Source organism: Halomonas sp. H33-56, from assembly GCF_040147035.1.
Lineage (GTDB): Bacteria > Pseudomonadota > Gammaproteobacteria > Pseudomonadales > Halomonadaceae > Halomonas > Halomonas litopenaei.
Map to the genome: position 1 here is coordinate 358,887 of NZ_JAMSHP010000001.1, position 12,198 is coordinate 371,084.

Sequence of the window (12,198 nt, forward strand, 5' to 3'; positions counted from 1 at the left end):
GGCGCGCAGGCGCCTTTCTCACCCCGTCGGCGCTGGCCGCGCTCCCGTGCAAGCTCGGCAGTGGAGGAGTTCGTCTCTCAGCGTACTGACCTGAGCGATGCCCAGCCCCGACAGATCCGCCACCGTCTGGTCGTCCATCTGCGTCCGCTCGATCATGTTGCGGGCGGTCTCCAGACGAGCCTTCTGTTCGCCCTTCTGTTCGCTTTCCAGCAGGCCTTCCTGACGTCCTTGCTTGCGGCCTTCCTCACGTCCTTCCTTGCGGCCTTCCTCACGTCCTTCCTTGCGGCCTTCCTCACGTCCTTGCTTGAGGCCTTCTTCAAGACCCTGTTGCTTCCACTGCTCGGACCATCGTTTTGCACGCTCGGCCAGCATGTTGTGTACCTCATTGAGTTCGTTAAGATTCTGCCACTCGGTTCCCTCGCTCTCGGGTATCCAATTGGGCAGCAGCACGCGCTTGATCCAGATGGCGAAGTGACGGCGCAGACGAGTCTGGTCCGGCGCTTCGAGCCATCTTGCCAGCAGCCCGATCAGTTCGACCGCCTCCCTGGTGCCACGGTGGTGTTCCAGCCGAAATATGGCGGCTACCACGTTGCGTGCCTCCGGCGACCAATGCTCCGAGTCCACGATGGCGCCTTCGTCCAGCAGAAGATAGGGCATTCGTGGGCGGTATCGCTCCAGCTCCCTGGGCACGCTTTGCACGAGGTCCGATACGTCGACGCGGCGTTCCAACGCTTCTCTCCATTGTAGATGAAGCCTGTCAGGAGGACTCGATATTGAGCATTGATTGCCCGGGTTAGGCTGTAGGAGATGGTTTTACTTCTTGATCCACATCATGAAGTTGTATGGCTTTCTCGATGGCGCATTATTCTTGGTGGCGAGATTGACCTGATGTTTGTTTGTCTCTTCTGGTTCCCGCCCACCATTCATGAATCATTGTTGTTGTGTGTGGCAGTTGGCAATGGCTAGTCATGATGGTAAATCATGTGTTTTTTGTATGTTTATGGGTGAAATCTTACAGGTTTGCCACATCCGGGATTAGGCGATGCTTTGAAGAAGATATCGCTGATATTGCAAAGTTTACGTGTACTTTTATTCAAGACGAAGGAATAGGATGGGAGAGAAAGTCGTCCTGACTGAAGGTGTGAAGGTATATCACAGGACACATGGTTTTCTCGAAAAAATGTGGCGTTTTGGTTGCTGTATAACTCAAAAGCGGTATAGGCGCAGTCAAGGTTAGGATTTGGGTCGCGCTAGATGCCTTTTATCCGGACAGATCACAGGGAAATATCGAAAAAATGAAGAAATCCCATTTCGATACCATGATTGAAGAATCGAGCAACAAGGTGAAAGAGTCGCAGCGAAAAATCGCCGAGGTTACTGCCAGTGTTGAAGCCGCTCGTGCCAGCGCAGATGCAGGAGACTCAGTAGGCTTCAACATCGAAGTTGCTACCTTGGATGACGTTCATGCCCACACCGAAACCATGAACGCCAATATCGCAGAGTTGATCATGGGGCTTGATGACACTACTGCCGGTTTTTCCAAAGATTTTGACGAAATGCGCAACAAGTCCAGTATGGAGAAATTCGTCGGAATCTTTAGCAAGGGGAAGGCTGAGTCCATGCGCCAGGAGCGAATGAGGAGCGCAAGCATAGACGAAAAGCTGCAGGACCTTATCGCCAAATCCGACATCATCGTAAAACTTCTGGATGGCCAATTACAGGAGCTCGAGAGCCAGCAGGAAAAGGTCCAGAAGAATCTGGAACGATCGCTGGGTGATAGAGAGGCAGCGGTAGCAGAACTTGAGTCGCTGAGAGCCGAAATAGAGGCACTTGACCCACAGCTCATCGATCTGGAGAGCAAGATATCCGTGGAGCAGGATGCAGCGCAGCGTACTCGCCTGGAAACCGAGCTTGCAGACACGAATACACGCTACAACGCGCTGGTCCAGGATGAACAGGTCAGCATCTCCCGCTCGCAAACGCTCGAGCGCTACATCGAGAAGGGGAAAACCTGGTTGGACAGTCTTCAGAATCAGGCAGCGACTCAAAAGGTGCTGATCAACAAGCTCCAGACAGATACTCAGCAAAGAGTTGTGCTATATGACGCCCTGAGTAAGTCGTTGAAGACGGCTCAGCAGCAGGACGTAGCGCACAGGATCAACGAAATTGGCTCCCAGACAGACCAGGAAGCTCAGACTGCGATGGCGGGCATCGGTAGTGCAACCAACCAGCGCATGGCCGATATGCTCGAAGCACATGAAGGCCAGATGGTGTATGCAAGAGACGTCCTGGAGAAAAAGGCCCGCGCTGACGAGCGCTTTGCTCGAAGATTTTCAAAGATCGTCGAGAAACATGACAAGAATCTGTATGGGCGTTGAGGGGTAGGTTCCCTATTACTTGAGACGTGATAGGTAGAGGTTTTATACCAGCTTCCTTCGGGCGGCGATCATTCGGTGAATGATGTCATCGTTGAATGAAAATGATGTGCTAGCCGGTACTCGCCGAAAAGAGGGTGCGATGGATTCGTCAGATTGTGATCATCTTGAGTTAGCTGACGTGTATGCTTCGCGTCATTACTTTCGGAGATTCAGCGAGATCCTCCAGCGGCTCGAGAGAGTGGCGGCAGCCATGCATGCCAGCGATCAACTGAACCGCATAGATGCAAGAGCACTGACGGATTATCTGAAGCGCCTTGATTTTACCTTTGACGCCTTGAGCACCAAGTATTTGATGGTGGGGCAAACCCCATCCCGGAGTCTCGGTAGCCTCACCGTGGACAGACGCGAGAGTGGCTTTCCGGTCGCCAGCGAGTTGATGCGTATGGCTAATGACGCTCAGCAAGCTTCACGCCATCTGACAAATATGCCAAGTACACGCGAACTCAAGGCTCAGATGATTCGCACCATCCTTGGTGAGTGCCGTTCGCCTACCCGACTTCAGTATGCCATGTCCCAGCGACTCTATTACGAGGAAATCTCTCGAGGCGCTCTTTTCTGGATTCAAAATGACCCTCAGTGCGAGATGCTGGACAGTGACGGTGGGCGAAGGCGTTTTTTCATCCATTGGGCTGTCTACGACAGCCAAGTCAATCTGCCTGTCATCTACTTGATGGAGGTCGATGACAGTGGTTCTGCCCCTCTGCCAAAAGACGAATACCGTTGGCCAGCTGTCCAGGCTCACCTGATGGCCCAGTCTCTTGCTGGACTGACATTGCTGACCATTGCCCGTGGGTTGGATGCGGACTTCGATGACGTTCATCCAAAACGGCTCCACCGCTATCACATTGGGCCCATGTACTCGTCCTCCTATACCGAGCAGGTCGGACCGTTGCGGCAGATTCTCGAGCAGGCTTGTCCAGGTGGAGAGGACGATTGGGCCTTGGCCTGGACCCAGGAGGAGCTCGATAGTGATGGGACGCAAGAAGAACGTAGTGGATGGTTCAGTAAGGTCGAGCGCGAAATCTTTGCCCTGGACCCCTTCTCTGATGGTGCAGGTCACTCCGGAGCTACTCGTACGTTACGCTCCATCATTTTGCCTCAGCGTCCGTTTCAGGTCCTGGCTGAGCTGGCCCCCTCCGGGTTTGCCGATGTGCAGAAGTTTGTGGTCAGCCCATCGGGACAGGTGCTGCACTTATAACACGATGACGGCGCCGTCCTGAGGGGCGAAGCAACAATAGATAACCGTGGCAGGAAGGCCCGGTAGCGAGGGATTCATGAGTCTTGACAGCGATCAGATGGAACTGCGCGAAGATGATATCCAGAGGCACTACGCTGCGGCTGAAAGGATGCTGGAGGGCTTTGATCACAGTCCTCGTATCGCCCGCCCGCGGCAGCAGCTTACGCTTGACGAGAAGGAAATATCTCCAGGTATAGGTCGTACTCGCAGGCTTCGATCGACCACGCCGGGGCTCGCCACACGCTCCACGGGGCGCCCGGATGGAGTGCACTTGGGGGAACGGATAGCGACAAGCAATGGAGGAGACCCATTGATGTCTCCGCTCCAGGCGACCGTCCAGCATGGCCTCCGGCGATCCATCGCGATTGCTCTGGCGATTGGCGAATGCTGGGCCGAGCGCAATGGGTTGCTGGAGCTTAAACAGGCCAATCTCTCTGGCTCACTGGCTTCATCGCGGCGTACCGAGTTCACGGAGCTGCTTGCCGCCGAGGCGCTGATCTCCACCCATGTTCTTGCCAACGCCTTGGCATGGCTATTGCTCGATCATGGCAGCGAGACACAGGTTGAGGTGGGCGAGTTACAAGAACTGGTTACTGACAACGCTCAACTGGCTCTTCATGGTGTCTTGTGGGAACTGGATCAGATTGTCGCTTTGCATGCCAGCGATGACGTTCACCTTGTTGCCGCCCTGCTTGCCTGGACCGAACAGTTGTTGGAGAAGGTGGTTCTAAGAGCAGAGAACGCTCCGCGACTGGGAACCTTCACCGCCAGCGTATGGAGAGTAGAGACAGATAGGCTCACATTGAGAGGTTTCGAGCCGGCGCGTCGAGGTGGATCCAGTAATTTGAACATGGTGTTCAAGCGACCTGAAGAGGTCATCGGTAATCATATCGCCAAGCACCAGGCGCAGAGGCTTGCCCGTATGGTGATGGCGTACGACTTTGAACGTCGCATGAACCCCTTCGCCGAGCTGGGAGGTTTTATCTTCACCTTCATGGGGGACGGTAAACCAGGCACCGGCAAGACCACTCTGATCCAGATGATGGCGGGATTGATTCATGACTACTGTCAAGTGGCGGGTTACTCCTTCCGCTACCAGAACTTCGGTGTTGACAATATTGACAGTTATCAAGGCAAGTCGGGACAGAACGCCAAGGCCTTCATTCATCATGTCATGGATCCTTCGGTGATAGGATTTGGAACTATTGATGATATCGACCAGATTGCTGGAAAACGCGGTGACCGTCAGTCCTCCGCCGGGCAGCAGGAGGTGACTGCCGTGTTGATGGAGGCATTTGCCGGCGCCAATACCGTGGTAAGAGGGAATTGTACTTTCGGAATGTTTTCGAACTATCCGGAAAATGTCGACGACGCTCTTCGCCAGCGGGCGGGTGCCAGATTTCTGGTTGATGGACCAAAAACCAGAGAGGACTATATCGATATTCTGCATCTTTTGCTGGGCAGTCACCATGGTATCCCACTCGGAAAGCACGAACTCTATTCTTCTCAGAGCATAAAGCAAGCAATCGCTCAATCCTTTTCTTCCTACAATAGGCCTGCTGAGCCACGCCTGAAAGAGGTTCTTGAACGAGTTTTCGAGAAATTCGGCGATATTGATTCAGTTGCTGCTTTGGGGACATATCTGAAGGAGATTCAGCAGGTTGATGAGAGATTTACCGGCCGCGCAATAAAAAACATAAGCGACGCGGTTAAAGTTCGCTCGATGGATTTCGATATACCTGATGAGTGGATGGAGGTTCCGGATGTCTTTCTGGCCAAGGACTATGAAACGAAGAAGGCGATGATTTCAGAGCTTCGTGTCCCGATCACTTCAAATATGGTCCTTCAGGAAATCAATCGCTACGCCGACAGCGAGTTTCGCTATGCAGGAAGCTCCGATGAAGCAGCGATTGATGCCTTGGTACGTGATATGGAACGTCGTCACGAAGCTCAGCGTCGCTTCCAGGATGGCAGAGGGTGATGCTATGCAGCGGCTGATCGAAAGTGGACTGATGTATTCCAATCTTTTCCACGTCGACTCGCCTGTGTTGGTGGATCGCTACAACAGAGCACTCGAGCACCTGACTGGTGCGACCACCCAGCTTTCCGAGTTTCATGTTGATGTTTCCGGGTATTCCCCGGAAGTTGGTTCAGAGTTGGGTGATCATCAGTACTTGAATCATGGCGGAGTCAATCGTCAATTCATTCTATTGAGTAACGAACAAGGCCGATGCCCCTTGCTCAACGCCCATTTTTCCACCAGTCGACAAATCTTGAACCGATTTATCAGAGAGAACGAACGACAACTATTTGCCTTGACAGCGACCGACGCCATAGCCGGTGAATTGGAGAATTCTGTTTTCAGTGTCGAGAGCCCCCGGGACCTTTTCGATATTCGTCAAATCAGGGTGGTTGCGGACACGACGAATGGCACCATTGCCAAGGCGGGCCACCTTGCCAGGCTGGTGGATCGTTTCCACGATGAGAAGGATGGCTGGTTCAATGAACAACTGATCAACGAAATGATCGAAGTTGCTCGTTGTACTGGTGATGTCACGCGGAACCCGGTCCAGCTCCAGCATGCTGTCTTCGAGCAGAGGAATTTCTGGACGTCTTTGTTTGGCGGTCTGTATATCTTTCAAGATATGGAGAAGCCGAGTGTTGTCGTGCGCGAAGAGAAGTACCGGCGCCAGCTGCCGTCGGCGCTTGTAATGCTGCTCGATGATCGACGTGATGTGGCCCGTTTTTTGAGCGACAACGAGCTCGTCGAGACTGTCGTCAAGTTTCCAGGCGATGAGGGTGTTGCTGTCCTGCGCCGAAAGCTGGACCTTATGCTTGGTCTGGAGTTGGCGAAAAAGTCTGTTGATTCAACTGGACATGCCGGGTCTCGACTACGTCGTCTTGCGGCCCGCAATGGCGTCTCACTACCCATGGAGTATGAAGGGCTGGCGTCCATTGTCCGGTGGGCAGAGGCCGGTGGAACAAGGCCAAAGGTCGGCATAAGTCACCCCGCCTACTTTGCCACCCTTCGTGCTGCTGATACGCCGGTGAAGGATCTGGTCAATATGCTGCTGGCGGAACTGGTTCCGAATGACGTTCTACAGCTCTACATCTGTCACAAGGATGAGTTCTATCGCCGCTACCGCAGCTGGCCACGTGAGGTCAGAGATTTTTCCGTCGATGCTATTGTTCGTGAGTATATCTCCGATAAAGACTCCGCTCGCGCCATGCTATTTGGCAGTAACAAGGAATAATGCGTGATTGCTTTTGCTCGACTGATCCTGGTCGTCATGGTTCTTATGACGATCTGCTATATCATTGTCAATATTTACCTTTTCTTTCGTTGGCGAAAGGGGCTTGAAGATGAATGGAAAAGGCGTTCTTCAGCGGGTGACGAGAGAGTCTTTGTGCGCAGATCGATGCGTCGGTATCGTCGCCGCTGGCGGCCTATATTGATATCCTTGATTTATATCTTTCCCGTCACGTTGATGACTGTTTTGGTGTTTGTTATCAATTTTTTCTAGGGGGCAGTCAATGGCAATCGTGAAGTGGAGTTTCTGGGGTGTTTTCTGGCTGATGGTCGGAGCGGTCATGCATTATAGCCTTCCCCAGTATGACGTCGTTCGTATCGTCGATACCTACGAAAAGCGACAGGATATCAACGATTGGACGCGCATCTTTTGGTCTGATCCGGATGATTTGACCAATACGCTGGAAAATCGTGATGTTCAGTTCATACAAGCAGTTTTCCCCAGTGGAAAAGCGATCGTCTATCGCAATGAGGATACCGGCTGGAGCTGGCCACCTTACTTCAAGTTCGATACCGCAAATCTTTATACGGAGGCCAGTGACCGGATTTCGACACGGGCGGATCCTCAATGGGTTTCTATCATGCATTACGGTTGGCGCAACCAATTCTTTTCCATCTTTCCTAATGCTGTCTCGATTGAGTCGGTCGAAGGCCCGAATGACAAGCCATTCAATTGGTTTACATACGGTTTTCTGGTGCTGATGGGAAGCGCTGTCGCTTTCCTGTGGCGAGCCTGGGTGCGCTTCAGGCGGCGTCATCTCGACCCGGTGATGGAGGAAGTCGAAGGTGGCCTCGATAGTGCTGGTGAAGCTGTAAATCATCGTTGGCACCGTCTGCGCCGATGGCTGGATACATGGAAGGGCCGCCACAGGCGCTAGGTGTCGGGTCGCGGATCAACCTCGGTTCTAGGAAAAACCGCATTGAAGGCGGTGTACTCGGAAACTGCGTCCGCGCACGCCCTGCTCGAAGTGCTTTGGCATCAGACGCAACGACGGTGGAACAGATCGCCGAGCGCCGCCGGCAACGCTAGACCTATTGGCAGATTGCCCAGGCGCTGGGGATTGGCTAGGGCTTGTCTGAAAAGTGCCTGCGCTCGGTAATACGGCGTTAAAAATCGGCTGGTGCGCCAGCCCGGTCAAAATGCTCATTTACACCCCGTAAACTGCGCTTTCTCACCGATTTTTGCCTTGTCTAACCTTCGCTCGTCGACTTTTCGGACAGCGCCTAAAGCACGGTGGCACGTATTCTCAAGCGCGAGTGGGCCTATCCCTGGTCTTACGGAGCTCGGAGGAGTGAGGCCAGCAGCTGCGCGCCGGGCTTCATCAGGACAACTGGCACCGACCACATGCCTTCCTGAATGATCAGTCTCGCGTTGGCCGGCTGGCCCGTTCCGTGAACAACCTCACGGATTTTCACACCTAGCGTTTGAATTCGTCTCTCAGTGTCCTGACCTGCGCGATGTCCAGCCCCGACAGATCCGCCACCGTCTGGTCGTCCATCTGCGTCCGCTCGATCATGTTGCGGGCGACCTCCAGGCGAGCCTTCTGTTCACCCTTCTGTTCGCCCTTTTGTTCGCCCTCCTGCAGTCCTTCCTGACGTCCTTGCTTGCGGCCTTCCTGGCGGCCTTCTTCAAGACCCTGTTGTTTCCACTGCTCGGGCCATCGTTTTGCACGCTCGGCCAGCATGTTGTGTACCTCATTGAGTTCGTTGAGCTTCTGCCACTCGGTTCCTTCGCTCTCGGGTATCCAGTTGGGCAGCAGCACGCGCTTGATCCAGATGGCGAAGTGACGGCGCAGACGAGTCTGGTCCGGCGCTTCGAGCCATCTTGCCAGCAGTCCGATCAGTTCGACCGCCTCCCTGGTGCCACGGTGGTGTTCCAGTCGAAATATGGCGGCTACCACGTTGCGTGCCTCCGGCGACCAATGCTCCGAGTCCACGATGGCGCCTTCGTCCAGCAGAAGATAGGGCATTCGTGGGCGGTATCGCTCCAGCTCCCTGGGCACGCTCTGAACGAGGTCCGATACGTCGACGGCGGCGTTCCAACGCTTCTCTCCATTGTAGAGCACGACGGGCAGCACCGGGGGCAACCTGGCGTGGGGCGAGAGCTTCTGCTGCTTGATCAGGTCCTGATACAGGAGGCCCACGTAGGTCATGATGCGCAGCGCCATGAAGGGATCGATGGTGCTCTGGAATTCGATCAACAGATAGACGTAGATCCAGTCATCGCCGAAGCGTGCGCGCCAGATGACGTCGGACTCCCGATCGCGCAGGTCGTCGCTGACAAAGCTGCTGCTGACCTTCTCCAGTGAGTCGAGGTCGAGATGCGCTATCCAGTCCTCCTTGATGAAGCCTGTCAGGAGGTCTCGAATGACTCTAGGTTCGCTGAACAGCAGTTTGTAGCTGTGGTCGTGCTGGTGGTTCATGGGATATCAGCCGCCGACTGGCGAGAGCCAGTAATGGAAGGAGATGGCAATCATCCTGGCGGCTAATGGCTGGCATGTACGGCTACGGAGTCGATTGGGTGGAAACCTGACCAAATGTCAGAAGTTTGAGCAAAGTCTTGTTCAGAACTTTTTCAGAGAGAGGCGTAGTGACAAGCCCTCAGCCCCCCAGGATGGCCTTGGTTTCCAGATATTCCTCCAGGCCCTCTTCGCCCCATTCACGACCGTTGCCGGATTGGCCGTAGCCGCCGAAGGGGGCATCGAAGGAAAATTCCGCCCCTTGCAGGTAGCACTGGCCGGCCTTGAGCCGGCGGGCGATGGGCAGGGCGGCTTCGGCGCTGGCGGCGTAGACGGCGGAAGACAGCCCATAGGGCGTGTCGTTGGCGATCTCGATGGCCTGTTCCAGGTCGTCGTAGGGAATCAGGCATAGCACCGGGCCGAAGATTTCTGAGCGTGCGATCGCCATGTCGTTGCTGACGTCGCTGAAGAGGGTGGGGCGAACATAGTAGCCCTGCTCCAGCCCCTCAGGGGCCTCGGTACCACCCAGCATCAAGCGCGCTCCCTCGGCGATACCCTGCTGAATGTGCTGGCGTACGCTGTCGCGCTGGCGTCGGGACACCAGCGGCCCCATGGTGGTGGCGGAGTCCGTCGGGTCACCTGCCACCTGCTCCCGGGCGACCGTCAGGGCGATGCGTTCGGCGTCGGCCAGACGTGAACGTGGTATCAGCATGCGGGTGAAGGCGTCGCAGGTCTGACCACTGTTGGCCATCACGTTTTCCACCCCGAAGCGTACCGCCCGGGGCAGGTCCGCGTCCTCGGTGATGATCAGCGGCGACTTGCCCCCCAGCTCCTGACACACTCGCTTGACCCCGGCGGCGGCGTTGATGGCCACCTCGATACCGGCGCGGGTGGAGCCGGTGAAGGACACCATGTCGACCTCGGGATGGCTCGCCAGCAGAGGGCCGATCTCGCTGCCGGAGCCCGTCACCAGGTTGAAGACCCCGGCGGGGAGGCCGACGCTGAGAAAGATCTCGGCCATGATGAAGTCCTGCAGAGGCGTCTGTTCGGCCGGCTTGGTGACCACGGTACAGCCTGCCGCCAGGGCCGGGGCCAGCTTGCCGACCAGCTGATGCAGTGGGTAGTTCCAGGGGTTGATCAGCGCGCACACGCCGACCGGCTCGCGGACGATGGCGACGCCATTGCGGCGTTCGATCTCTTCGGAACGCAAGGCCCGCTCGGCGTAGTAGCGCATGCCTTCGATGGGGCCATCCACGTGCATGGCGGGTGTGATCTGGATCGGGCAGCCCAGGGTGATGACGTGCGCCTCGACCAGGTCTGCGTGACGCCTTTGCATCTCGTCGGCGACGGCGAGAAGTATCTCGCGCCGTTGCCCGGCGGGGGTCGCCGACCAGTCGGGCAGAGCGCGCCGCGCCGCCTCGACGGCGGCGTTGATGTCCGCACGGTGCGCTCTTGGCACCGAGGCGCACAGATTCTCGGTGGCAGGGTCGAGGATGCCAAAGCGCTCGCTGTCGCTGGGCGTGTGCCAGCGGCCATCGATAAAGAAGTGTTCTCTGTAGTGCATGGCGAGGTCCTCGTTGGCTCGGATGATGATCAAGACCGGCGTATGCCGTCGCGGTCAGCCTGGTAGCCCTTTATCCGGACCTGCCGCGCACGACCACCTCATGGCCGACCTCTTCCGGCTCGGTGTCGGTCAGTTCGGCGGGGAAGCCGTCGCCGAGCACCTCGACGTCGCAGTCGTCCTCGAGGCGCCGGATGATGTTGGATGACCACTCACGGGGGCCATAGCGCTCTTGGCCATCCTGAAAGATGTCGAGCAGCAGCGGCGATATCTCGAGGGGCACCTCGAGGCTTCTGGCCAGGGCGTCGAACAGGCCCACGTCCTTGAGCACCAGATCCATGGTGAAGCTGATATCGCGGCTACCGTTGAGAATGACCTGGGATTCGGTCTCGTGGACAAAGGAATTGCCCGAGGAGATACGGATGGCCTCGAAGGCGGTGTTCATGTCCAGGCCGGCCTTGCGAGCCACGGTCAAGGCCTCGGCCACCGAACACAGGTTGGCGGTGGCGAGGTAGTTGGTCAGTACCTTGAGCATCGAGGCCGTGCCCAGAGGTCCGGTGTGCAGGACCCGACGCCCCAGGGTGGTCAGCACCGGCAACACCCGTTCAAAGGTGTCGCGATCACCGCCGGCGAAGATCGAAATGTTGCCGGTGGCGGCGCGGTGGCAGCCGCCGGAGACCGGTGTCTCCATGGCGAGGGCGCCGGTGGCGGCGACCCTGGCGGCGATGCGTACCAGTCCCTGGGCATCGGTGGTGCTCATCTCCAGCCACACCTTGCCGGCAGAGAGCCCGGCGATGACCCCATCCTCGGCTTCCATTACCGCGCTGCAGGCGCGAGGAGATGGCAGGCAAGTGATGATCATATCGCTGGCCTCGGCCACTGCTCTGGGGCTGCTGGCGGCGGCAGCGCCCTGGTCGATGAAGCGTCGAGTGATCTCGGGGTCGAGGTCGCGGATCGTGACGTGATAGCCGTTGCGCAGCAGGCTGCCGGCGAGCTTGCCGCCGACGTTGCCAAGTCCGATAAAGCCGATGTTCATGGGATGTCATCTCATGCCGGTGAGCCGATCACCTTGCAGTGACATCCTTGCGCGGTGGCGGATGAAATGCTGCAGGTAGGCTTCACGCTAGGCACGGCGGGGGCAGGCGACAATTCATCTTTTCTTGGTGATTGGTCACTTTTGTTGAGTGAAGGCG

At 56.5% G+C, this 12,198-nt stretch carries 9 protein-coding genes; 5 read left to right on the top strand and 4 right to left on the bottom strand.

Annotated features, from left to right (window positions below; translation table 11 throughout):
• Positions 1–18: 18 nt before the first annotated feature.
• Positions 19–657 carry an RpnC/YadD family protein gene (locus NFH98_RS01645; protein ID WP_349622123.1) on the bottom strand — a complete coding sequence of 213 codons (639 nt, stop codon included), beginning with the start codon at positions 655–657 and terminating at the stop codon, positions 19–21.
• Between the two features lie 638 nt (positions 658–1,295).
• Here NFH98_RS01645 and NFH98_RS01650 point away from each other — a divergent pair.
• The 5 genes from NFH98_RS01650 to NFH98_RS01670 all read left to right on the top strand — a co-directional run bounded on the left by NFH98_RS01650 (position 1,296) and on the right by NFH98_RS01670 (position 7,863).
• A complete protein-coding gene (locus NFH98_RS01650; RefSeq protein WP_349622124.1) occupies positions 1,296–2,378 on the top strand; it encodes a coiled-coil domain-containing protein in 1,083 nt (360 codons plus the stop codon).
• 139 nt (positions 2,379–2,517) lie between these two features.
• The gene (locus NFH98_RS01655) at positions 2,518–3,636 is read left to right on the top strand and encodes a hypothetical protein (RefSeq protein WP_124805022.1); all 1,119 of its coding nucleotides are present in this window, start codon (positions 2,518–2,520) and stop codon (positions 3,634–3,636) included.
• Positions 3,637–3,712: 76 nt separating this feature from the next.
• Positions 3,713–5,656 (top strand): AAA family ATPase, encoded by a 1,944-nt coding sequence (locus NFH98_RS01660; RefSeq protein WP_349622125.1) that lies wholly within the window; start codon positions 3,713–3,715, stop codon positions 5,654–5,656.
• On the top strand, positions 5,574–6,929 hold the full coding sequence (locus NFH98_RS01665; protein ID WP_349622126.1) for a DUF6638 family protein: 1,356 nt from the start codon (positions 5,574–5,576) through the stop codon (positions 6,927–6,929). The genes NFH98_RS01660 and NFH98_RS01665 overlap by 83 nt, the downstream gene beginning before the upstream one ends.
• A 280-nt stretch (positions 6,930–7,209) precedes the next feature.
• Complete coding sequence (locus NFH98_RS01670) at positions 7,210–7,863, top strand: DUF1523 family protein (protein ID WP_349588468.1); 654 nt, start codon at positions 7,210–7,212, stop codon at positions 7,861–7,863.
• Between the two features lie 540 nt (positions 7,864–8,403).
• Here the strand turns inward: NFH98_RS01670 and NFH98_RS01675 are convergent.
• The 3 genes from NFH98_RS01675 to NFH98_RS01685 form a co-directional block, all read right to left on the bottom strand.
• Positions 8,404–9,408: an Rpn family recombination-promoting nuclease/putative transposase gene (locus tag NFH98_RS01675; protein ID WP_349622127.1), complete on the bottom strand. Its 1,005-nt coding sequence runs from the start codon at positions 9,406–9,408 to the stop codon at positions 8,404–8,406.
• A gap of 178 nt (positions 9,409–9,586) precedes the next feature.
• Positions 9,587–11,008 carry an aldehyde dehydrogenase family protein gene (locus NFH98_RS01680; RefSeq protein ID WP_349622128.1) on the bottom strand — a complete coding sequence of 474 codons (1,422 nt, stop codon included), beginning with the start codon at positions 11,006–11,008 and terminating at the stop codon, positions 9,587–9,589.
• A 70-nt stretch (positions 11,009–11,078) separates the two neighbouring features.
• The gene (locus NFH98_RS01685; RefSeq protein ID WP_349622129.1) at positions 11,079–12,041 is read right to left on the bottom strand and encodes an NAD(P)-dependent oxidoreductase; all 963 of its coding nucleotides are present in this window, start codon (positions 12,039–12,041) and stop codon (positions 11,079–11,081) included.
• Positions 12,042–12,198: the final 157 nt, after the last annotated feature.